At 44.4% G+C, this 22,459-nt stretch carries 20 protein-coding genes, 1 pseudogene and 1 riboswitch; of the genes and pseudogenes, 3 read left to right on the forward strand and 18 right to left on the reverse strand.

The features are described 5' to 3' along the window. Window positions 1-97: 97 nt before the first annotated feature. The gene (locus tag ABIC22_RS25815; protein ID WP_354486099.1) at window positions 98-1,117 is read right to left on the reverse strand and encodes a Gfo/Idh/MocA family oxidoreductase; all 1,020 of its coding nucleotides are present in this window, start codon (window positions 1,115-1,117) and stop codon (window positions 98-100) included. Between the two features lie 183 nt (window positions 1,118-1,300). Here ABIC22_RS25815 and ABIC22_RS25820 point away from each other — a divergent pair, with 183 nt between their 5' ends. Both ABIC22_RS25820 and ABIC22_RS25825 read left to right on the forward strand, forming a co-directional pair. After that, on the forward strand, window positions 1,301-2,170 hold the full coding sequence (locus tag ABIC22_RS25820; protein WP_354484822.1) for a MurR/RpiR family transcriptional regulator: 870 nt from the start codon (window positions 1,301-1,303) through the stop codon (window positions 2,168-2,170). Window positions 2,171-2,201: 31 nt separating this feature from the next. Then, window positions 2,202-2,627, forward strand: a complete 426-nt coding sequence (locus tag ABIC22_RS25825) for a MaoC family dehydratase (protein ID WP_127535891.1) — start codon at window positions 2,202-2,204, stop codon at window positions 2,625-2,627. A 286-nt stretch (window positions 2,628-2,913) separates the two neighbouring features. On the opposite strand, the gene ABIC22_RS25830 is transcribed toward ABIC22_RS25825, so the two are convergent. The 12 genes and pseudogenes from ABIC22_RS25830 to ABIC22_RS25885 all read right to left on the reverse strand — a co-directional run bounded on the left by ABIC22_RS25830 (window position 2,914) and on the right by ABIC22_RS25885 (window position 15,717). After that, a complete protein-coding gene (locus tag ABIC22_RS25830; RefSeq protein WP_354484824.1) occupies window positions 2,914-4,680 on the reverse strand; it encodes a glycoside hydrolase family 2 protein in 1,767 nt (588 codons plus the stop codon). An 89-nt stretch (window positions 4,681-4,769) separates the two neighbouring features. Beyond that, window positions 4,770-5,576: a carbohydrate ABC transporter permease gene (locus tag ABIC22_RS25835; protein WP_354484826.1), complete on the reverse strand. Its 807-nt coding sequence runs from the start codon at window positions 5,574-5,576 to the stop codon at window positions 4,770-4,772. Continuing rightward, window positions 5,576-6,466 (reverse strand): carbohydrate ABC transporter permease, encoded by an 891-nt coding sequence (locus ABIC22_RS25840; RefSeq protein WP_354484827.1) that lies wholly within the window; start codon window positions 6,464-6,466, stop codon window positions 5,576-5,578. Before ABIC22_RS25840 ends, ABIC22_RS25835 begins: the two co-directional genes overlap by 1 nt. Window positions 6,467-6,544: 78 nt before the next feature. Continuing rightward, window positions 6,545-7,837, reverse strand: a complete 1,293-nt coding sequence (locus ABIC22_RS25845) for an ABC transporter substrate-binding protein (protein WP_354484829.1) — start codon at window positions 7,835-7,837, stop codon at window positions 6,545-6,547. A 188-nt stretch (window positions 7,838-8,025) separates the two neighbouring features. Continuing rightward, the gene (locus tag ABIC22_RS25850) at window positions 8,026-8,967 is read right to left on the reverse strand and encodes an ArsR/SmtB family transcription factor (protein ID WP_354484831.1); all 942 of its coding nucleotides are present in this window, start codon (window positions 8,965-8,967) and stop codon (window positions 8,026-8,028) included. A 278-nt stretch (window positions 8,968-9,245) separates the two neighbouring features. Beyond that, the gene (locus ABIC22_RS25855) at window positions 9,246-10,583 is read right to left on the reverse strand and encodes a DEAD/DEAH box helicase (protein ID WP_354484833.1); all 1,338 of its coding nucleotides are present in this window, start codon (window positions 10,581-10,583) and stop codon (window positions 9,246-9,248) included. Between the two features lie 109 nt (window positions 10,584-10,692). Further along, the gene (locus tag ABIC22_RS25860; RefSeq protein WP_354484835.1) at window positions 10,693-11,007 is read right to left on the reverse strand and encodes a DMT family transporter; all 315 of its coding nucleotides are present in this window, start codon (window positions 11,005-11,007) and stop codon (window positions 10,693-10,695) included. Further along, the gene (locus ABIC22_RS25865) at window positions 11,004-11,345 is read right to left on the reverse strand and encodes a DMT family transporter (protein WP_354484837.1); all 342 of its coding nucleotides are present in this window, start codon (window positions 11,343-11,345) and stop codon (window positions 11,004-11,006) included. The genes ABIC22_RS25860 and ABIC22_RS25865 overlap by 4 nt, the downstream gene beginning before the upstream one ends. 105 nt (window positions 11,346-11,450) lie before the next feature. Then, a riboswitch (guanidine-I (ykkC/yxkD leader) is annotated at window positions 11,451-11,549 on the reverse strand. Between the two features lie 51 nt (window positions 11,550-11,600). Continuing rightward, window positions 11,601-12,233, reverse strand: a complete 633-nt coding sequence (locus ABIC22_RS25870; RefSeq protein WP_127535899.1) for a pentapeptide repeat-containing protein — start codon at window positions 12,231-12,233, stop codon at window positions 11,601-11,603. 154 nt (window positions 12,234-12,387) lie between these two features. Beyond that, window positions 12,388-13,553: pseudogene (locus ABIC22_RS25875) on the reverse strand (MFS transporter). An 86-nt stretch (window positions 13,554-13,639) separates the two neighbouring features. Next, complete coding sequence (locus ABIC22_RS25880) at window positions 13,640-14,626, reverse strand: aldo/keto reductase (protein WP_354484839.1); 987 nt, start codon at window positions 14,624-14,626, stop codon at window positions 13,640-13,642. 104 nt (window positions 14,627-14,730) lie between these two features. Further along, entirely contained in the window at window positions 14,731-15,717 is a 987-nt protein-coding gene (locus tag ABIC22_RS25885; protein WP_354486101.1) for an aldo/keto reductase, read from the reverse strand. A gap of 233 nt (window positions 15,718-15,950) precedes the next feature. On the opposite strand from ABIC22_RS25885, the gene ABIC22_RS25890 reads away from it, so the two are divergent. Beyond that, window positions 15,951-16,868: an AraC family transcriptional regulator N-terminal domain-containing protein gene (locus ABIC22_RS25890; protein WP_154893303.1), complete on the forward strand. Its 918-nt coding sequence runs from the start codon at window positions 15,951-15,953 to the stop codon at window positions 16,866-16,868. A 97-nt stretch (window positions 16,869-16,965) separates the two neighbouring features. Here the strand turns inward: ABIC22_RS25890 and ABIC22_RS25895 are convergent, their stop codons facing one another. The 5 genes from ABIC22_RS25895 to ABIC22_RS25915 all read right to left on the reverse strand — a co-directional run bounded on the left by ABIC22_RS25895 (window position 16,966) and on the right by ABIC22_RS25915 (window position 22,418). After that, window positions 16,966-18,045, reverse strand: a complete 1,080-nt coding sequence (locus ABIC22_RS25895; RefSeq protein WP_354484841.1) for a threonine aldolase family protein — start codon at window positions 18,043-18,045, stop codon at window positions 16,966-16,968. Next, the gene (locus ABIC22_RS25900; protein ID WP_127535905.1) at window positions 18,042-18,464 is read right to left on the reverse strand and encodes a MarR family winged helix-turn-helix transcriptional regulator; all 423 of its coding nucleotides are present in this window, start codon (window positions 18,462-18,464) and stop codon (window positions 18,042-18,044) included. The genes ABIC22_RS25895 and ABIC22_RS25900 overlap by 4 nt, the downstream gene beginning before the upstream one ends. Window positions 18,465-18,676: 212 nt before the next feature. Next, window positions 18,677-20,395 carry an ABC transporter ATP-binding protein gene (locus ABIC22_RS25905; protein ID WP_127535906.1) on the reverse strand — a complete coding sequence of 573 codons (1,719 nt, stop codon included), beginning with the start codon at window positions 20,393-20,395 and terminating at the stop codon, window positions 18,677-18,679. Window positions 20,396-20,397: 2 nt separating this feature from the next. Beyond that, window positions 20,398-20,760: a hypothetical protein gene (locus ABIC22_RS25910; RefSeq protein WP_174818653.1), complete on the reverse strand. Its 363-nt coding sequence runs from the start codon at window positions 20,758-20,760 to the stop codon at window positions 20,398-20,400. 203 nt (window positions 20,761-20,963) lie between these two features. Then, window positions 20,964-22,418 (reverse strand): alpha/beta hydrolase family protein, encoded by a 1,455-nt coding sequence (locus tag ABIC22_RS25915; protein ID WP_354484844.1) that lies wholly within the window; start codon window positions 22,416-22,418, stop codon window positions 20,964-20,966. Window positions 22,419-22,459 lie beyond the last annotated feature (41 nt).

Here is a 22,459-nt window from a genome sequence, read left to right on the forward strand (position 1 = left end):
CGCTCTATAGGGCGGCTAAGCCTGTCTCCTCGGCAATCCTGTTTTATAGAAAAAGGTACTGATCCGTAATTTCAACCTGACCAGTACCTGTAAGTTATTACTCTAAGCCTCTTATCCCCTCTTCCAAAATACCCATCACCGTTAATGTTTCTTCATCTTTGATGACTTTATCCTTGCCGTGAATGATGGCCCCATAAATATCATCGTACACACGGGCATAATCTCCCTTTTCAGAGACGACCTTCTCTTCATGGTACACACCTTCTTCATCTATATAAGTTAGTGTGCCATAATGCTGGGGCAAATCCACACCAAAATCAGCATGTCCTTTCGGTAGATAAAATAATTTCAGATGTTCCTCCTGACGGTCTTCCGTTTGTTTGACAAACACTCCGTTTTTACCATATACAACCAGGCTCGGGCGTGGTTTCAAACGGAAAAAGCTCGATTTAACGGATACCTTCAAGGTTGAATAATAAAAGTCCAGATCAAAGTAATCGTTCATTCTGCCAGCACCGAGTAATTGACGCACATCAGAATGAATCTTGTCCGGTTGACCAAAATAGGATATCACTTGATCAATCGTGTGCACTCCATGTCCGTATAGGTAACTGTTGTAAGGAGAGAACTGCGTTGTGCCGTTCGGAATTTCCGGGCGATAATAATCATAGTGCATCTCCACTTCAAGCAGATCCCCAAGCTTCCCGGATTCAATAACTTTTTGAGTTGTCAGAAAATCCGAATCATATCTTCTATTCTGATAACATTGTATGACCAGGTTCTTTTCTTTGGCGTATTGAAATATGGATTCCGCTTCCTCTTTGGTTAACATGAAAGGTTTCTCAACAAGCACATGTTTACCTTGGTCGAGTGCCATCTTGGCATAACTATAATGAGATTCTGTATGCGTACAGATTACAACTAACTGAATCTCTTCATCGTTCATCAGGCTCGAAATATCATCCGTATAGTGAATCCCTGGCACCTTGTCCCAATCCGTTTTGTCCGGGTTCCGGGCATAAATCGTTTTTACGTTTAAGTGTTCCCGATTCAATGAAAAAGGAAGATGATAACGGTTTGTGCTTTTGCCATTGCCAATATAACCAATCGTTAAAATGGTTGTTCCCCCCTGCTGCTCTTTTTCTTTTATTATAGAAGAAGAGTACGGTGCGTAAAGGTTATCCATGCATTATGGTACATTTGACCAAAGTCCAGTTACTATGGCACATTAATATTGGGCAAAATGTTCAATTAAACATCATTTTGACTTAAATGAATGATAGAATCCGGGGTGAACCGATTGAAACTGCTGATGCAATTGTCAGAAATGCAGCATTTTACACCTAACGAACAGAGCATTGCATCTTATATTTTGAGTCAGCGGGAACGCATGCTTCACTGCAATATTCAGGAGCTTGCTCAAGTTACATATACATCGCATTCTGCCATAAACCGTCTAACGCGCAAACTTGGGATGACGGGTTACAAGGAATTTATTATTACCCTTGCCCGTGAATTCCAGCAAAGTACCCAGAATGGTTCCAACCACGTTGATGCCAATTATCCATTCGGTGTCGGTGAATCCACTCTTCAGGTGGCTGCAGAGATTGCCGATTTGATGAAAGAAACGATCTCAAAAAACGCTGCCATTCTGGACGACGGCCTGCTCACCCAAACGGCACTGCTGCTGAACCAAGCAGATCGAATCTTCATCTATGCCTTGGGCGATTCGCAGATCCGGGCCAAAAGCTTCCAAAATAAATTGTTTAAACTCAACAAGTATGCGATCATTGCGACAGAACTTTCCGAGTGGGCGCACCATACCATCAATGTAACTTCAAAAGACTGTGCCATGTTCCTGACATATCACGGGAAGTCATTAAGCTACATCAAGGCAGCACGTCACTTCAAACATGAAGGTATTCCGTTTGTTACAATAACAGCAACGCCCCAGAGTGAGTTGGCTAGATGGAGTACTTTATGTTTACAGGTTGCCAACGACGAGGAGAAGTTCGCCAAGATTGGAACCTTCTCTTCGCAGATTGCCCTGGAATATGTGTTAAACGTGTTGTTCTCCTGCATTTACAATATGGACTATGCCAAAAATAAACAAACGGCCACAGAGTCTCTTCAGAAATTTGCCTTGAGCGACATGATGAATGATATATAAATAAACATACGAAAAGAATGAGGTGCCCGCATTGAAATTTAGTGAATATGTTGTAGGTCAGCGCTACGAAACCAAATCGATTAAACTGTCCAAGACCGATATTATGGAGTTTGCGAAGATTTATGATCCACAGTACATGCATTTGGATGAGGAAAAGGCCAAAAAAGGACGTTTCGGCAGCCTGATTGCTTCCGGCATGCAAACGATGAACATCTCCTTCAAGCTGTGGATTGAAGTAGGCGTTTATGGAGAGAATGTTGTCGCAGGTACGGGGATGAATCATATCCAGTTTATCAAGCCTGTATTTCCGGATGATGAGCTGCGCGTAGTTGCGGAAGTGATTGAACTGCTCCCAAGACGGAGAGGCAATGGCATTGTTACCGTCCTGCTCACAACTTATAATCAAAATCATCAAAAAGTATTTCAGGCCGAATTAAGTGCATTGATTGATAATTAAAAAACTTGCAAGGGTAACAGAATCAAAATGTTGGGGATTGGCATCCAATTGTTAATGGTCTATCTTTGGTTGAAGAAGAACCGACTCCGTACGAGTCGGTTCTTCTTCACCATTTTATGCAACAGCTTAGCGTACATAAAGCCTGCTCATCGCCCCATACATATCTCCTGGTTCCAGACTGAATAATCCAACTTCATCAGCCTGTAGATTCAAATTGGATGCATTTCACGTAACATTGTGATCTACACTCCTGTTCCCCATGAATTTGTAATGTATACTTGAGTCTTTATGCCAGATTGATTTTGCGGATGACTTCCAGCGGCACTTTCGGCTGACGGTCTTCAGTTAACAGACCATTAATCTCCTGCTGCACATCTGTGACCTGTGTATAACAATAGCCCGAGATATAAGGAATGGCCTTGATCGCTCCCGTGATTGAACGAAAACGTTCAACAAAGGCTTCAACGGAGTCCACCTGATTGCCATAGCCCCAGCCTTCATCCGATTGAAAGGCAATGCCCCCGAATTCACTGATGATAATGGGCTGTCCTGTATACTCGTAACCTTCCGCAAAAGCAAACTTCCATCGATTAGAGGAGATCTTGTTGTTTACAATCATCTCCTTATCCTGATAACGTTCCAAAAAGACATCTCCTGACTCCACATAATCATGGATGGTCAGAATATCCGATACCGTATGCTCCCATCCGTCATTGGTAATGACCGGACGATAAGGATCAATGGCTTTGGTCAGATGATAAATGGATTGCGTAAACTGCTGCTGTGCCACCTCATGAGCGATTGTCGGTATTCCCCATGATTCATTAAACGGAACCCAGGTGATCACACTTGGATGATTATATTGTTGTGGTACAATCTCGAGCCATTCCTTGGTGAAACGGCTAACCGCTTCATCATTGAACTCAAAGGTCGCCGCCATTTCCGACCAGACCAGCATCCCTTTTACATCACACCAATATAAAAAGCGGGGATCTTCCAGTTTCATATGTTTGCGAATGCCGTTATATCCCATCTCGGCAATTTTATCAATATCTTCGATCAGCGCTTCCACCGATGGAGGAGTCAAATGGCTTTCAGGCCAATAACCCTGATCCAGAATAAGTCGTTGATAGAGCGGAGCATTATTCAGCAGAACCTGCCCATTTTCAATCGATATTTTTCGCATGCCGAAATAGGAATGCACCCGATCGATTTCCTTCTCATTTTCGTACATAACAAACTCAATATCGTACAGATTCGGTGAATCCGGAGACCACAACGACTGTTTCCACGGGCCGCCCGCCTCATGTTTGACACTGGCCTCTACCGTCATCCAAGGTCTATCCGGAGACAAGCTGATGGTTTGCACATGCTGACCCTTCAGCTCAATCTTCGTTTCCAGACGCAAGTTGTTCCTGCCTTCAACCCCATTCAATTGAAAGTCCAAACGAATCATATGACGGTCGATATCGGGCGTCATCTTGACCGTTTCAACCCTTGCTTCACTCACATGCTCCATCCAGACATTCTTCCAAATTCCGGTGCTTTGCACATAAAAGCATTCAAAATTTTCATCTACCCAGCGCTGTTTCCCCCGAGGCTGCATTGCACTCTGACTGTCCGCTACTTCAAGAACAATATTGTTCTCCGAACCGTAAGTGATATAAGGTGTAATGTCGAAGAAAAATGCTGCATATCCCCCCTCATGCTCACCCGCAACCTTTCCATTCACCCAGCATTTGGCGCGATAATCCACCCCTTGGAAATGAAGAATAGTTCTCTTGCCCTTAACCTCTTGAGGAATGGTCACCAGCTTGCGGTACCAAACCAGTGGATGAAATGTCTCGATTCCGATTCCGCTTGCCTGAGTTTCATAGGTAAAGGGAACTTTAATTTTGAGTCCTTCCGGAAATTCAGCTTGATCATACCAATGTTCACTTTCACCTACCTGATGGTCATCAAAACTAAAATCCCATTCGCCATTCAAATTCAGCCAGTCATTACGTACAAACTGCGGTCTTGGATAATCCTTATTGTAAAATTTGGTTGTCATATCGTTTCTCCATTCTCCCTTGAGCTACATTGGGCTCGCTGGCCTGACATAGCCGTTTTATTGTTTTATGAAATTCAGACTTGCTCACATTACCCCTTAATTCCAGACATGCTGATTCCCTTGACAATCTGCTTCTCGAAAATGATAAACAAAATAATGATAGGTACCGAAGCCACTGCATTAATAACCATTGGTTTGACATAATCCTCAGAATATTGACCCATCAGCGTAGGAATACCCATTGGCAGTGTAAATAGATTATCGTCGGTGATCGAAAGGAACGGCCACAGGAAGTTGTTCCAGGAACCGATAAACGTCAGAATGGCCATAGAAGCCATTGCCGGACGGGTGAGGGGTAACATGATGCTGGTGAATATTCTCCAGAAGCCACCCCCATCAATCTGTACACTTTCGAGCAGATCATTGGGAACACCGTCAAAGAAACTTTTGAGTACAATGACAGCTACGGGCGAAGCAAGAGCTGGAATGATGAGTCCGCTGTACGAATTCAGCAAATGAAGATCTTTTGCCACTTGATAGAGCGGAATAATGGTAGCTTCCCCCGGAATTAACAGACCTCCAAGGATGAAAAAGAAAACAATGGTACGATAGCGAAATGGGACCTTGGATAGCGCAAACCCCGCCATTGCTGCAAAAATGACAGTAAGCACCGTTACCATCACGGCCACGAACAAGCTGTTGGCAATCCATTGAGACAATTTGGTCGTCGTTAGAATCTCTTCGTACACAGCCAGTGAATACGGAGGCTTAAACCAATCCAGGACTGTAATGATCTTCATGCCTTCTTCCTTGATCGATACAACAAGCATCCAAACCAACGGAGCCGCAAACATGACAGCCATCAATGCAGAACTTATACGAAACAGCCACTTCATCACCTATCCACTCCCTTCCGGTTGTTCATCCAGTATTGCAGCACGGATAACACCAGGAGTATGAAGAATAAAATATAGGACATCGTCGCGGCATAACCGAGGTTATTATTTTTAAATCCGGTTTGATAGATTAACTGGATAATCGGACGTGTCTGATCCAGCGGGCCTCCGCCTGTAATAACATAAATCTGCATGAAAACCTTGTATGAAGCGATAATTTGCAGCATCGTAATGGTTTTGGTGAGTGGGGATAGATATGGAAGGGTAATTCTCCAAAATATTTGAGAGTCACTCGCTCCATCCAATCGTGCTGCTTCATAGATCTCATCCGGTATTTCCTGAAGCGCCGACAAATACAAAATAAAGTTAAAACCTACCGTCCACCACAAAGTTACAACTGTAATGACGATCCAGGCCAGGTTTGTTTCGGTCAGCCAGAAAATTTCGGCGTTTTGGGGTAACAGGCCAATGAGATGCAGTACAGAATTGACAAACCCGGTATAAGGCTGGAATACGAACAACCCCAGATAAGCTGCGACAGCAACCGAGAGTACACTTGGAATAAAAAAGATAATCCGGTAAAACTTTTGCAAAACCGATTTTCGATTCGCAATCAGAGCCAGCACAATGGCAAGTATGATCATGGTCGGAGTACTTAGAAAAACAAAGAAGGTCGAGTGCCATATCGCTTCCCAGACTTCCCTGTCCTGAAGTACCTTGCGGAAGTTATCCAGGCCAACAAAGTCCATTTTCTTAATGAGTGTCCATTTGTAAAAGGTCATTTCAATGCCTTTAATCATCGGCCAGATGGTAAACAATACATACACAATTAGGAATGGAAGCAGAAAGACAAGCGCCTGCAGCTCCGTCCTCATTTTTTTGAACTTCATACCCGTCTCCCCTTTGATTGACACGCAAGCCAACGTTAATGCTTACACATGCGCAAGCTTGCGTGACCCGTCTTCCTTCTATTCACTCAGTATTTTCTGAATGCCTGCCTCCATGTTGTTCATGGCATCAGCCGGAGTCATTTTATTGACCCATACTTCATTCAAAAATTTAAAGGCGACTTCTTCACGGATTTGGGCAGTTTTGGTTGATTTTTTGCTGAACTTAACGACACTTGCTACTTCAGAATAATCGCTGCGGTAAGGCATATCTTTAAATTCTTGTTTTTCCAGAACGGATGGTTTGGAAGGAATATGGCCGGCTTTGGCCCATACCTGGCCATTATCTGCAACCCAATCGGCGAAAATCATCGCCGCTTTACGTTTTGCTTCGTCTTCATCCTGAGTCAAAGGCAGAATAATCGTGTGAGAGTCTCCCCATGTTGCTTCCTGATCGTAAAATTTAGGTATCGGCATCGCACCAAACTCAAAATCTTTAGTGGATTCCCATGTTCCTGTCGTCCAGACACCCGTCATGGTAATTGCGGCTGTTCCGCTTTGGAAATTTTTATAAAAATCCGGATCATTTTTCTTAATGTAGCCTTCGGTATACAACTTCTGGATGTAGTCGGCTGCTTGGATCCCCTTTTCTTTATCAATCGCGGCAGATTTCAGATCGTCCGATATGACATCATTTCCACCCAATTGCGAATACAATGACCACCATAGACGAAAAGGATCATCATTGTTATTGGATAATGCAAATGGGGTAACCTTGGCTGGCAACTTTTCTTTTAATGTTTTAAGGAAACTTACAAAACCATCAGCTGATTGTTCCAACACGGGTTTTCCGTCTTCGCCGAGCAGACCAGCTTCTTTCAGCAGCTTTTTGTTGTAGAACATGATAAAAGCATGTGTATCAATGGGTACTGCATAATGCTGATCGTCTACTGTAACCGCACTCAAAAGATTTTGATTGTAGGAATTCCAATCTACGCCTGCATCTGTAGCGGGTGTATCGAGTTCAGTGACTACCCCCTGATCAATCAAATCGGGCAGCCTAGAGGAATGGGATATGCCGATGTCAGGTCCGTTGCCGTTACCCACCGCGGTGACAAGTTTGGTATAATACTCGCCCCAGGCAAGCTTGGTATTTTTCACTTCGATGTCCGGATGGGTTTTGTTGAATTCATCAACTAATGCTTGCATGTTTGCCCCATCGCCACCATCGAACAATGTCCAGAAGGACAAGCTCACTTTCCCTTGACTTGCGGCATCACCGTCGGCACCACCACTGTTTCCACTGCATGCACTTAAAACCATAGACACAGAGAGAAGTAATGTTAGTGCCAACAAGCCCACTCTTCTTTTCATGCGAGTATCCCCTTTATTCTAATATTATAGATACAAACAATATACTTGATTTGTTACATTATTATTGTATCTATAGTGGGATTATAGCCACCTAACCTCTTAATGTCAACGCTTTCAATTATATTTATTGTAATTATTCAATCGAAAAAAGCCTTAGTTACAATTTATCCGCAACTAAAGCTTTTTCTTCAATCCACATCGGGATTCATTACGTAATTTATGGTCATTTTGATGTTCTGATCGTGATCTCCAAATTCTCTGCCAAACAGGTTCATCCCACCTTGGTGAACAGCATCTGGTTTGATGCCCACCCGCAAACGCAATTTGTGACTATCCAGGAGGTTCAGTTGATTTAATGTAACAGGGGATACCTTCTCCATATCAAGCGAAGTCTTCTCTTTGTCTACTCGCCATGTCTTTAGCAAACCATACTGGGTAGACCACTCATACCACCAGGCTGGATTAAGATTCCCCCTTCTGTCACCAAAGTCTCCAGGACATGTCCACATGCCAATCTCCACGCCATTAATCCAGACCGAAATATCGGAAGGCCAATTGTGATCGTAGTTAGGTGCCTCAGAACACATTTCCATAGATACTTCAAGCGATTCAATCCTTGCTCCGGGCGGTAATTCCAGTGGCATCAAATATTCAACATATCCTTTTCGAAACCACATAATCTGAGCTCCAATATGCTTAGGGTGAAAGAAACTGGCAGGTTCATCCTCACGTATAATCATTCCATCCGCATTGGCCATGCCACAGGTTGGAGATACCTCGCAATCGCTATAATGACCTATGGGCATGTCTACCTCATAGACTTGAACACCTCCTCTGGGACCTGCCTTCTCCAAATTCAGTGCAATGTGTATATCATCATAATTACGACTGCATACTTTCATCGCACCGCGAGAAGCCGGCAGCAGCTCTGTATTAATTAATCTTGCAGCCTCCAAAATCTTGATATTGTTGGCTACGGTGGATACCGGAAGCTTAAGAGCTTCAGCAATCTCCACGATATTTAGGTTTTTGGAATTAAGGAGGCGGAGGATATCTACCCGGGAACGTGTAGATAAGGCATGAGTAACCGTTACCAGCTTGTCCGGGTCATCAAAACTAAGCTCAAGCATTGCGAATCCACCTCATTCTAAGATTGTATTTCAATAATTTTACTTGTATGTTCCCAAAGAGTCAAATTTGCTGTATTAAACCTTTTATTTTGTATTAAATGATTTTTATCGAATGCCTGCTTCAACTTCACTTCAAAAGTATTATTCACTCTAATAACCAACGCAACGCAAAAACACCTCAAAACGGTCCTCCATCTGATTCAATACGGAAGGTTTATTGAGGTGTTTGACTTGCCAACGATTCGGGGACAGTTCACCTAAGTAATTCTGCCCGTTTGTTAAATCGTTTTTTTATTCACTTTACTGCTTTTGGATTTATTTGGTTTGAAATTACTGCTTTGTGCTTTTCCCGGCTTGGTAAACCATTCGGACTTGGGTTTGCGCGCGGGGTTCTTCTTAGCCTTAGCCGGTTTATTGGTCATGGAATTGTTGGCTGCAGCCTTCGATCCCTTACTGTTTTTTATAAATACAGGAGCACTCGTCATCGGATAAGGATGATCTTTGACTTCGGGAATGCTCTTCTTGATTACCTTCTCAATATCCTTGAGGAACGGCATTTCTTCCTTATCGCAAAAAGAGATTGCCATACCGCTATGCCCTGCTCTGCCTGTACGGCCAATTCGGTGTACATAGGTCTCCGGAATATTAGGCAGGTTAAAGTTGATGACATGCGAGAGCTCTTCCACGTCAATTCCTCTTGCCGCAATATCTGTCGCTACGAGCACTCGTGTGACTCCGCTTTTGAAATTGTTCAGCGCTTTTTGTCGATCATTCTGAGACTTGTCACCATGAATGGCTTGAGCAGTCACATTTACCTTGGTCAACTCTCGTGTAACACGGTCAGCGCCGCGCTTCGTGCGAGTGAACACCAGTGCCGAAACAATGGATTTATCCTGCAAAATATGATTCAACATATGTTGTTTCTTGCCATTCTCCAATAAATACACAGACTGTTCAATTCGGTCTACCGTAGAAGACACCGGTGTAATTTCAACTTTCACAGGATCTACGAGTAACGTTTTGACCATTTTTGTGATTTCAGGAGGCATCGTAGCTGAGAAGAAAAGGGTTTGTTTCTTGCTCGGCATCTTGGAGATGATTCGCTTCACATCATGAATAAAGCCCATATCCAGCATCCGGTCAGCTTCATCTAATACCAAAATCTCAATGGATTTCAAATCAATACGTTTTTGGTTAACCAGATCCATCAATCTGCCTGGCGTGGCGATAATAATATCTGCACCCTGGCTCAGCGCTCGCTCCTGCACCTTCTGTGAAACACCACCAACGATAGCAGCGCAGCGAATATCCGTGTATCGGCTATAAATCTTAATGTTATCCGCAATCTGGATAGCCAGCTCTCGGGTTGGACTTAAAATCAAGGAGCGAATACGGCGTCCTTGTCTGGGACCACCTGACTTTTCGCTTAACAATTGAATGATCGGTACCGAAAATGCTGCCGTCTTCCCTGTTCCTGTTTGCGCACAGCCAAGCAAATCTCTGCCTGCCAATACGGCTGGAATCGCTTGTTCCTGAATAGGTGTTGGGTTCGTATAGTTCGCTTTGTTCAATCCTTCTAAGATTGGGGGTATAATATTCAAGTCTTTAAAGTTCATTGAGTCTCCTTCATGACGTCCATATCTATTAGATGTGTCTTGTTATCACACGTAACGAATAAGGATACCATTAAAAAGACGATCTGTATATTATCTTTTAATCCCAATGTCAGCTCACCAGTTTCAACCCAACCGCAGATCCAAGCACCATGGCAATAAACAATATTCGAAGTGCGTTTCGGGATTCTCCATAGAAAATCATGCCAAGAATCGCTCCTCCGGAAGCACCTATCCCTGTCCACACGGCATACGCCGTCCCCATGGGCAGTGTTTTCATAGCCAGAGACAGCAGCCAGAAGCTTAACCCAAAACCTGCAACTAAGAGCAGGATGGATATCCCATTACGGTCTTTGTTCCATTTATTAATCATCAATACACCCAGCATCTCGAATAGGCCTGCCATAATAAGAAATACCCAATTCATGAATGATGCGCCTCCTTCGTTTTCTGCTTGCTTACCATTTTCAGTCCGATTACTCCGAGCAGTAACACACCAATGAGTATCATTTTTCCGGCCTGAACAGGAGCACCGAATAACAGGATCTCTGCCAACACCGTACCAGCCGTACCCAAACCGACAAATACTGCGTATACCGTTCCGACATCGAGTGTACGGGAAGCCGCGATCATCAAGGAAAAGCTGACGGCAATGGCAATTACCGTTGCTCCCCATTCCAACAGACCACTCGCATGCTTTAAGCCAATCACCCAACCCACTTCAAAAAGGGCTGCAATCACAACAGACAACCAGGTTTTGTTCATTTTGATCTACTCCTTTTGGTATCCAATTTCATACAACAACGTTTAGTATGTGTCTTAGAGAGCAAATAAAAAAAGCCCGGGAAACAAACTGCATTCAAGCAGTTTATCTCCCAGGCTTTTATCCCTCCGTGGCATAACCATCAGGTTATGAGCTTTCTCTCGGACCAGGCCGATCTCACTCGCGGAACCCTAGAAAGCATGTCGTATGATTTTATGTTACCTATTATACACACTTCTCCCCTTGGGGCAAGTCTTTTATGATTTGATCACAATTCCCATTAATCCGACGAAGGTCGCCGCTTGATAAGGTGAAATAACACAGCCATTCAGATCCTCCATGTTCAATACGAGCGAGTCAAATTGGCAATTGCTAAGATCCAAACCCTTTAATTTCGTACCTGTCATGAAAGCCTGATCGATATTACAATGGTCCAGCAGGATTTTTTGCAAGGCTAGATAGGCAAAGTCAGCACTAATTAATGAGCATTCAGCAAAAGCAACTTGTTTAAGGTGGGCAAATCTAAAATTGGAGTAGTCCCCCACACACTGAGCAAATTGAACGTTTTGCATTCTGCTGGTGGAAAAATCCGTGCCGACAAATTTGCAGTTGGTCCATGCGGCCCGGTGCATGATAGCACCTGAGAAATTGACGTTGGAGAAATCACAATTTTCAAAAACAACATCTGTAAATTCAAATTGTTCCAGTGAGGAATCAGAGATCGTCACATTTCTGAAAATGACATTCTCAAAGGATACTTTGAGTGCTTCCTGGTTATCCAGTGAGATCTGTTCAATAAGTTGATTCCGGTATTCCGTTTTGGACTCCAATACCTGAATGGGTTCTATGGTCATCGATTGTTCCTGAATTTTCGGGATATCTATTTTCATACGTCTTCCCCGCTCCTTTATAAGCTACGATTTGACTGGTATCCAGAAACCATTGCAATTACGCTTAAGTTGCTGCTAAATCTTTGTCTCCACAGATCACTCATGAGTTCAGAGCGGCATGAGAACGGCAGTACTATGAGGTATAGACTTTTTTCTAGAATGCTTCATCGTTCTGCATAAACGGTTTTTTCCCCAGGATGGACTTTTTCACATATACAGTAAACAGCAGCAAGGCTACAAAAACAGATAAGGCACTGACACTAAATAAAACACTATAGCTCGTATATTCCGAAACCACTCCCAGCAAAATTGCACCCAGACCGATTCCCAGATCCGTGGCCGTCGAAAAAAGGCATTGGCAGCACCTTGACGCTCCTTGGGTGCCATACGTAGCGTTATGGCCTGAAGAGCAGGCTGTGCAGATCCAAACCCGACACCGTATAGAACAGCAGAACACAATAACCCAAACAAACTGGTTGAGAAGCTCAAGACAAGCAGTGCCGCCATGGTAATGATAAGAGCCGGCACTATCACAGACACCTCTCCGATTCGATCAGAGAGTTTTCCTGCAATTGGACGAGAAAGGGCAAGCGTTGCTGCGTAGATTAGAAAAAAAGTTCCGGAATTGACCTGTATCTCGGCTGCAAATAGCGGAACAAACGTTGTAATTCCTCCATAAGCAATAAAAAGAAAAAATATAGGAGCCATCACAGGCAAGACGGATTTCTCGAAAATTTGAATCTTCTTGTGACCTGCAGTTGGTGTAAACGGCATTTTAGCTGCAAGAGTTAATAGCAGTGCAACTACAGACAGAACAACTGCAAACAGGAACATTCCCTGATCGGATTGGCCTTGCATGATGCTTAATCCGATCATGGGACCAATCGCCATGGCGAAGGTCATGGAGGTACTGAACCACCCCATCCCTTCCCCACGACGATTAGCCGGAATCATATCAGTGACGGCAGTCATCATGGAAGTCGTCGACATTGCCCAGCTTATACCATGAATGATTCGGAGCCCCATCAGCACCAAGATGCCACCTACCCAGTTATACATATGCATCGATGCGATAAAAACGAGCAGCCCCCCAATCATAAATGGACGTCTGCCGAATCGATCCAGCAGTCCACCGATTAAGGGCCTGAATAGGACAGAAGATAACATCAATGCCCCCATTGCGAGGCCCACTTGCTGTTCATTGCCGCCCATCTCCTTAATAAATAGCGGCAGCGTGGGATATAGCATATAAAAGGCAGTGAATAAAAATAGCAATCCCAATGTCATCAAAATAAAGGACCTGGTCCATAAACGTTCCAACCATTCTCCACTCCTTATCAGTCAAGACCGGATTTAACGATGAAAGAAGTCGCCAGCAAGGCGACTTCTCTCATCTTCTTTTAGCTCTAACTGAGATTACCCGTCACCGGATGAGGGATATAGGCTTCCTCCAGGTAACTGATTTCTTCTGGTGTCAGCTTCACTGAAAGCGCAGATACCGCATCTTCAAGATGATGAATCTTGGTTGCACCAATAATGGGTGCGGTTACTTCATCTTTTTGCAACAGCCCGGCCAGAGCAACCTGTGCTCGTGCAATCCCCCGTTTTCCAGCCACCTCTGCTACACGTTCGACCACCCGGCGATCGGCTTCAACCATTGTACTCTCATAGAACGCTTTTCCAACTGGATCAACCTCCGAACGGGCAGTCTGTTCGTTCCAATCCCGTGTCAGGCGCCCCTTGGCCAGCGGACTCCACGGAATCACACCGATCCCTTCTTCAAGGCATAGGGGCAGCATTTCACGTTCTTCTTCACGATATAACAAATTTAAATGGTTTTGCATGGAGACGAATTTCGTCCATCCGTGTCGCTCGGCAGTATGCTGTGCTTTCATGAACTGCCAAGCGTACATGGAGGAGGCACCAATGTATCTGACCTTCCCAGCCTTCACCACATCATGAAGTGCCTCCATCGTCTCTTCAATGGGCGTTGTATTATCCCATCGATGAATCTGATACAGATCCACGTAATCCGTACCCAAACGCAAGAGACTATTATCGATTTCGTTCATGATCGCTTTTCTCGACAGCCCTGCACCATTGGGTCCCGGCGTCATCCGGAAAAACAATTTCGTTGCCAGGACAATCTCATCCCGGCGGGCAAAATCCTTCAACGCACGGCCAACGATTTCTTCACTGGTTCCGTCTGAATAAATGTTCGCCGTATCGAAAAAATTAATACCCTCCTCCAGCGCTTTTTGGATAAACGGGCGGCTCTGCTCTTCATTCAGTGACCAGGGAGCCATTCCACGTTCCGGCACACCGTAACTCATACACCCAAGACACAATTTCGAAACGTCCAGACCTGTTCGTCCAAGTTTAACATATTCCATGTCTCACGCACTCCTAGCATTTTTTATTTGTCGATGAGGTAACTTTTATTTCTTCCGAACTTAACTTAAGGGCAGCAGATTATTCTCCCGCCATCTCAAAACTGTCACAGACCTGTTCTTCTCTCCAGTTCTTCCGTATATCGGGCACCCACCAAAGTGATCTTCGACGCTGCCTCATTAATGCTGTGTACATCTTCAGACTTGAGCTGAAGATCTGCCGAGTTCAGATTTTCTTCCAATCTGCTCAATTTGCGCGTGCCTGGAATCGGCACAATCCAAGATTTCTGGGCAAGCAACCACGCAAGCGCAACTTGGGCCGGGCTGACTTGTAGTTCCTCTGCTTTTTCTTTAAGCAAATCAACCAATACCTGGTTCGCTTGCAACGCTTCAGGCGTAAAACGAGGTAGAATGTTACGCAGGTCGCCTTGTTCAAATGTTGTTCCCGCGTTGAAACTTCCTGTCAGGTATCCTTTACCCAGAGGGCTGAATGGGACGAAACCAATTCCAAGCTCCTCCAAAGCAGGGATCAACTCCTCTTCAGGGCGTCTCCACCAAAGGGAATATTCACTCTGTACTGCTGTAAGAGGCTGCACGGCGTGTGCACGACGGATCGTTTGCACTCCTGCCTCGGACAGTCCCCAGTGTTTTACCTTTCCTTCCCGGATCAAATCTTGGATTGCTCCTGCTACTTCCTCGATTGGCACATCCGGATCGACCCGGTGCTGATAATACAGATCAATCGATTCAATCTGCAGACGCTGCAGCGACTCTTCCGCCACTTTGCGAATATGTTCGGGCCGACTATTCGTACCGCCCTGTTTGCCGTGCTGTATATCGAAACCAAATTTGGTGGCAATGACGACTTGGTTTCGAACGGTTTTTAGTGCTTCGCCCACAAGTTCTTCGTTGTTGTATGGACCGTATACTTCAGCGGTATCGAAGAACGTCACACCTCGTTCCACAGCTTTTTGAAGAACGGAGATCATCTCATTCTTCTCGGAAGCAGGACCATACCCGTAGCTCATTCCCATACAACCAAGGCCAATGGCCGAAACCTCCAAACCGCTGTTTCCCAATTTGCGTTTTTGCATCATTCATCATTCCTCCTCATTTGAATATCTATCATCTAAGACAATTCAAGTACTCTTACCCACACGCTCTCACTTGCTTGATTCTGTGAGCTTAATCTCATTATGCCGAAGCGTGCTCACCAAGCGGTATATCATTTATCTTAATTGATTGCCTAATCCTATCAGGGGTTCTTTTGAATTCGATGATTAAGTCGTATAATGAAACGAGGTTAGAGCCGTGAGGAGGAGTCCAAATGACTGAGGATTTATTTCAACAGAAAAGGGAACTGAGCGAGTTGGTTGAGCGTCACTCCGTACGTAACGGTGCAACGGAAACGCCGATCCCTTCCCTGTTTTTCTATCATCATACGAGTATTACTGAACCGGCATACAGAGTTTATAAGCCTGCTTTTTGTGTTATCGTGCAAGGCTTAAAGGAAGTATTGCTGGCACAGGAGCGCTTTGAATATGGACCATCCAATTATTTGATTGCTTCCATGAATCTTCCGGTAATCGGGCAGATTATCAAGGCATCCGCTGATGCACCCTATCTAAGTATTAAGCTTGAGTTTACGAAGAATCAAATTCTGGAAGTACTGAATGAATGCAATATCCAAGTCACTTCCAAAGAAAACGCCAGACGAGCCATGTTCGTGGGACAGATGGAATCTTCCATTCAGGATGTTGTGCTTCGCCTTATCCGTTTACTGGATACTCCGGAGGAAATCCCTTTCCTTGCCCCATTGTACACAAAGGAGATTTTGTTTCGTCTTCTTCAGGGACCTTACGGAGGCGAGTTGGCCCAGATCGCGGTAGAAGGAAGCAGTACGTACCGAATTAGGGAAGCAATCGAATATATCGTTCATCACTGGGAGCAGCCTCTACGCATTGAAGATCTTGCAGAGACCGCCAGCATGAGCGTATCCTCATTTCATCGGCACTTCAAAGAGATCACGGCCATGAGCCCGCTGCAATTCCAAAAACAGCTGCGCCTACAGGAAGCCCGGCGCCTTCTGATGGCTGAGTCTGGCGATGCGGCTGATGTAGCATTTCGGGTTGGCTACGAAAGTGCATCCCAGTTTAGCCGTGAATATTCACGCATGTTCGGCGCACCACCAAGAAGTGATATTAAACGATTGAAGGAAAAATACGACCTCATCTTGAGTGAATAGCTTCTCCACTGTTTCAATAAAAACCCAACAAAAAAAGGACGACAATATGTCGCCCTTTTTCAATATATCGCAACTATTCATCCTACATCTTCATGGTTTAAACCAGCACTTCAGCAAGTACCCTTACTTCACTTGATTCTTGCATTAATCGAGCGATATCACGAGCCAGCGCATCCACATTCTCCTGCTCCGTTGCCCAACTGGTGCAAAAACGGACTGCACTATGTGTGGCGTCTACCTTTTCCCAGAATGTGAAGGTGTACTGGCTGCGCAATTTCTCAAGCAAAACATCAGGCAAGATCGGAAACTGCTGATTGGTTGGTGACTCGTACAGGAAGCGGATTTGCTGTTCTTCAAGCGAATCATGAATTCGCATGGCCATATCAATGGCATGACGTGAAATTTCCAGATACAATCCGTCTTCGAACAACGTTTCGAACTGAATGCCTAGCAATCTGCCTTTTGCTAGCAGACCGCCCTTCTGCTTGATCATGTAACGAAAATCAGGCTTCAGTGCATCATTCAGGATGACTACAGCTTCCCCCATCAGTGCACCGATCTTGGTTCCTCCAATATAGAACACATCACTTAAACGGGCGAGATCAGCAAGGGTCATGTCACAATCCGGGGATGCAAGTGCGTATCCGAGCCTTGCCCCATCCACAAATAACGGGAGTCCGCATTTCTTACTTGTCTCAAATAATGACTGCAATTCGGCCTTACTATACATCGTACCGTTCTCTGTTGGCTGGGATATGTAAACCATTCCTGGCTGTACGCAGTGCTCAGGAGAAGACTCACTCCTATGCGCTTCATAGACTGCCTTCACTTGGTCAGCTGTGATCTTCCCGTCTTCACTGGGAACGGTAAGTACTTTATGACCAGTTGCTTCAATTGCGCCTGTTTCGTGAACAGCGATGTGGCCCGAAGTCGCCGCAATGACACCTTGATAGGGACGCAGGATGGATGCAATGACCGTTGTGTTGGTTTGAGTGCCTCCGACCAGAAAATGCACATCAGCCTGCTCACTGTCGCACGCTTGACGAATCAGAGTTCTCGCCCGATCACAGTGGGGATCTGTGCCATAACCGCTCGTTTGTTCCATATTGGTCTCGATCAGTCTTTGCAAAATGCGTTCATGCGCACCTTCGTTATAATCACATTCGAATCGTATCATCGTGTTGTTTCTCCTGCTTTCTTCGTTAACTTCTCTTGTATGTTCATCATGGAAGCATAGACCTCTTGGATCTCTTCCTCATCCAGATTCTGCATTAACTTCAATATTTGCTGGTCAGACCTATCGTTTAATTCAGCGTAAAGTTCCTGACCTTTATCCGTAAGGCGAATGAGACTGACCCGGCTGTCAGCTTCCGAATTCACTTTAATGAGCAGGCCTTCCTTGGACAGCTTGTTCACAATCCGGCTCATATAACTGCGATCAATGGTCAGTGTATCCACCAGATTGTTGGCAATACTTTCTCCACGAATACCAATTTCAATGATGACCCTTACCTCGGCAAACGAATACCCCGTACCAAGGATGTGCTTATCCAATACGCCAAGAATATTGGTATAAAAACGGTTGAAACGCCGCATGTCAGCCAAAATATCAGAATGTATATGCTGAGAGTCGATGCGAAACCCTCCCTTTTAGTGGACATTGTCAACATTATAATAAGTTGATTTAGTGGACGTTGTCAACATAATGATCGTGCCTGCCGAAAAATAAACCGATTGCAGCCTATTGGAGGCAAATTATACAGCAAAAAACCGCGCAAATTGCGCGGTTCAGCCTCAAAAACCTTTTTCTATGAATGACTGTACTGCACCTGATGTAGTCGACTGTAGATCCCACCAGCTGCAACCAGCTCATCATGATTCCCCTGCTCGGCAATGCCATCCGCGTTCACGACCATGATGCGGTCCGCATTCTTGATGGTTGTCAGGCGGTGTGCAATGACCAGCGTAGTTCTGCCCACAGACAGTTCTGCGAGTGATTTCTGAATTAAAGCTTCCGTTTCCGTATCCAGAGCCGATGTAGCTTCGTCAAGGATCAGAATCGGTGGATTTTTCAGGAACATGCGGGCGATGGATAAACGCTGCTTCTGCCCTCCGGATAGCTTAACGCCACGTTCACCGATGATCGTATCGATGCCGTCCGGCAATGTGAGAAGTAATTCCTCCAGCGATGCCCGGCGTGCAGCATCCCAGATTTGCTCATCTGTTGCCGTGAGATCCCCATAGGCGATATTCTCCTTGATGGTTCCCGAGAACAGGAATACATCCTGCTGAACGATACCAATGTGCTTGCGAAGGGATTGCAGCTGCACATCCCGAACATCAACGCCATCCACCGTGATTCTTCCCTCTTCCACTTCGTAGAACCTTGGGAGCAGACTGCAGATGGTTGTTTTTCCTGCACCGGAAGGTCCAACGAATGCAACGGTTTCTCCCGGTTTAATAGACAGACTGATATTATTCAGTATACGGCGGCTGGATTCATAACCGAACGATACATTCTCGAAACGGATATCGCCCCGGACATGTTTCAGCTCAACTGCGTTTTTGGCATCCGCGATTTCAGGCTCCGTATCAATAATTTCCAGGTAGCGCTTGAAGCCAGCAATTCCCTTCGGATAGCTCTCGATGACTGCGTTGATTTTCTCGATCGGACGGAAGAAGATGTTGGAGAGCAGCAGGAATGCCATGAAGTCACCCATATCGATTTTGCCGTCAATGAAGAACCATGCACCACTGATCATCACAAATACAGTGACCAGTCTCATCATCATATAACTGACCGATATGCTCTTCGCCATCGTTTTATAAGCAAGCAGTTTGGTTTGACGAAAGTTTTCATTGTCGACGGAAAATAGTTTTTTCTCATGTTCTTCATTCGCAAATGATTGAACGACACGAATTCCGCCCACGTTATCTTCGATCCGGGAATTGAAATTACCCACGTTGCCAAAGAGACGCCGATAGGTTTTAGTCATGCGGCCACCGAACACAATGATGACCCAGGCCATAATCGGAATGATAATAAATGTAATCAGTGCCAGTTCCAGATTAATATTCGCCATGAGCCAGAATGAACCAATCAATGTCATAACGGCGATGAAGACATCCTCCGGTCCATGGTGAGCAACCTCTCCGATATCATTCAGATCATTAGTTAAATGACCAATCAGATGGCCCGTTTTTCGATTATCAAAGAAACGGAAGGATAACTTCTGCAAGTGAGCGAACATTTTCTCACGCATGTTGGTCTCAATGTTGATACCGAGCATGTGACCCCAATATGTAACAACATAATTCAAGGCTGTATTAAGTGCATAAATGGACAACAATACAACACAAGCCAAGATAATGAGCGGCCAGTCCTGACCTGGCAATAATTCATTAATAAATTTGCTGACCGCAAGTGGAAATGCCAGTTCCAGCAGACCTGCGATAACTGCACATCCAAAATCAATGACGAACAGCTTCTTGTAAGGTCGATAATACGAAAAGAAACGACGAATCATTCTTATTCACTCTCCAAATCCTTATTAGGGCTCTCATCTTCATCTTGAAGCTCGAAGAGATGAATATATTCATCAATAACCTGGTCGATCGCTTTTAATTCACCACTAATCATCGGACGAATATGCTCATATTCCGCTTGACCCAGCTGTCTGGCCAAAGTCGTTCTTCGATTTTGCATTTGCTCCAAAAAAACCAGAATGCGGCCACGCCGAAACGTTTGCGCTCCGTTCCCCCGCTTACCGTGATGTTCACCATGTCCTCTGCCCCTTCTGGACCGTTCACCACGCTGCTCTTCTTCTCCGCGTCCACGTCCTGAACGCACATTTTGACGTTCTGCAGACTCATTTGCGTATGGTTCTCTCATTTAAAGAACACCTCCACATCGTATACATTTGTATACGATTTAATATGTATACGATTGTATACGTGATATGCGCATCTGTCAACCGTATTTTTCCAATTCGTACAAACAATCATGTAATTGTTTACAACCAAAAAAAGCCGCGATTACCGCGACTTGTTATTGGTTTATTAAAATTTTTGAAGGCATTTATACGGTCATAACCGCTACAATTCTTGTGGATCTATAAACTTCACCTCTGGATACATGTCGCTCGGTCCCTGAAGCAGATTGCCACCGGTTCCTTTCAGCTGCTTATTAAAGAAATCGAGTACATATTGATTTACGATATTTGATCCTCTTTTACCATTGATGTCTCCTGTGATCCCGGACAGTTTAACCAGCTCCGAATAGAATTGAAGATCCGTGAAATTGAAGTGCTGGGTTCCTTCTATATAAATCACATTTCCCCCATGTTCGATAACATTTTTCATAATGTGCAGCTCATCTGAAAGAAATTTATTTACTTCGTTATCCGAATTTCTATCCTTTTCAAAATTGACTAACCAGTCTTTAAAACTTCCCGATCTGATGAACATAAACGGTTTGTTTATATCATCTCTATTTTCTACTTCATTCAGAGAGCCATCCATATTAACCCCGGCCTTAATTCGATGATCCAAATACGTTGCATTAAACGCCGTTGCACCCCCAAAAGAATGCCCCATCGCACCGACATTATTTAAATCAAGTTTCCCTTTGAATTGACTTTCAATTGCACCTGAATTCAGCTTTTCGATTTGATTGATCACAAACTCCACGTCTTTTGTCCATATATCCCCAATTTCTCTGCGGTCATCTATGGTTGTCATCTTTGTTGTATAGCCCGTTACACGGCCATCAGGAAAAAGGGTAGCAAAGGTGCTGTACGTATGATCGATTGTCACTACGATAAACCCATGACTGGCCAGATTCTCCGCCTGTGATGCTTGTAGAACTCTACTAGTTCCCATACCATGAGATAGCAGTACCACGGGATAAGGACTTTCAGAAGGTAATATTTCTACATTTTCATAAGAGTTGGTTTGACTATACTTCCAGTAGTCGAGCACAAATTCGGGCAGTTTTAAAGAAGTAGAGAAGCTCTGAATATACTTTTTGAACATTTCTTTATCTTTTGGAAACAGCGTGTCACGCTTGTTGTTATTCATGTTCTCAGTAGGATACCAGAATTGGACCATTAACTCCCTCTTGTCGCTCTGATCTTCAGTTAAGACTTCGTCTCTGTTCTGATCCGTAAAATGAAAGGTTTGAGTACCCACTTTCTCTGGTCCATCCGGCTTCGGCAAATTAAAGACAGGTAAGTATACAGACAAGGCAGTAGATACAACAAGTAAAATAACGATTAACGAAGATAAACTATACTTCAACAGCTTCCCTATTTTTAGATTCAGCATCTTACCTAAATGTCTCAATAAAACGATGAGTATGAATAGCGCCGTCATAATATATACCAAAAGCAGCTGCCATCTGTATCCCTCAACCAACAATTGAACTACGAGTACAACGCTACTTCCTATCCCCAAACCCAATCCTGTTTTCTTTGCACTTCTTTTAATAAATAGTAGGTCTACGAGTAAAGCGAAACAGGATAGAACTAAAAGTATCTCAAATAATCTCATGTTGAATGCCTCTCTCTTTCATCACGGACATCGTCCGAATT

Source organism: Paenibacillus sp. PvP094 (genome assembly GCF_040546835.1).
In the GTDB taxonomy this organism is placed as follows: domain Bacteria; phylum Bacillota; class Bacilli; order Paenibacillales; family Paenibacillaceae; genus Paenibacillus; species Paenibacillus illinoisensis.

Coding starts and splice junctions, on each gene's coding strand:
- ABIC22_RS25830 (WP_354484824.1), bottom strand. CDS start 4,680: ATGACAACCAAATTTTACAATAAGGATTATCCAAGACCGCAGTTTGTA.
- ABIC22_RS25835 (WP_354484826.1), bottom strand. CDS start 5,576: ATGAAGTGGCTGTTTCGTATAAGTTCTGCATTGATGGCTGTCATGTTT.
- ABIC22_RS25840 (WP_354484827.1), bottom strand. CDS start 6,466: ATGAAGTTCAAAAAAATGAGGACGGAGCTGCAGGCGCTTGTCTTTCTG.
- ABIC22_RS25845 (WP_354484829.1), bottom strand. CDS start 7,837: ATGAAAAGAAGAGTGGGCTTGTTGGCACTAACATTACTTCTCTCTGTG.
- ABIC22_RS25850 (WP_354484831.1), bottom strand. CDS start 8,967: ATGCTTGAGCTTAGTTTTGATGACCCGGACAAGCTGGTAACGGTTACT.
- ABIC22_RS25855 (WP_354484833.1), bottom strand. CDS start 10,583: ATGAACTTTAAAGACTTGAATATTATACCCCCAATCTTAGAAGGATTG.
- ABIC22_RS25860 (WP_354484835.1), bottom strand. CDS start 11,007: ATGAATTGGGTATTTCTTATTATGGCAGGCCTATTCGAGATGCTGGGT.
- ABIC22_RS25865 (WP_354484837.1), bottom strand. CDS start 11,345: ATGAACAAAACCTGGTTGTCTGTTGTGATTGCAGCCCTTTTTGAAGTG.
- ABIC22_RS25870 (WP_127535899.1), bottom strand. CDS start 12,233: ATGAAAATAGATATCCCGAAAATTCAGGAACAATCGATGACCATAGAA.
- ABIC22_RS25880 (WP_354484839.1), bottom strand. CDS start 14,626: ATGGAATATGTTAAACTTGGACGAACAGGTCTGGACGTTTCGAAATTG.
- ABIC22_RS25885 (WP_354486101.1), bottom strand. CDS start 15,717: ATGCAAAAACGCAAATTGGGAAACAGCGGTTTGGAGGTTTCGGCCATT.
- ABIC22_RS25890 (WP_154893303.1), top strand. CDS start 15,951: ATGACTGAGGATTTATTTCAACAGAAAAGGGAACTGAGCGAGTTGGTT.
- ABIC22_RS25895 (WP_354484841.1), bottom strand. CDS start 18,045: ATGATACGATTCGAATGTGATTATAACGAAGGTGCGCATGAACGCATT.
- ABIC22_RS25900 (WP_127535905.1), bottom strand. CDS start 18,464: ATGCGGCGTTTCAACCGTTTTTATACCAATATTCTTGGCGTATTGGAT.
- ABIC22_RS25905 (WP_127535906.1), bottom strand. CDS start 20,395: ATGATTCGTCGTTTCTTTTCGTATTATCGACCTTACAAGAAGCTGTTC.
- ABIC22_RS25910 (WP_174818653.1), bottom strand. CDS start 20,760: ATGAGAGAACCATACGCAAATGAGTCTGCAGAACGTCAAAATGTGCGT.
- ABIC22_RS25915 (WP_354484844.1), bottom strand. CDS start 22,418: ATGAGATTATTTGAGATACTTTTAGTTCTATCCTGTTTCGCTTTACTC.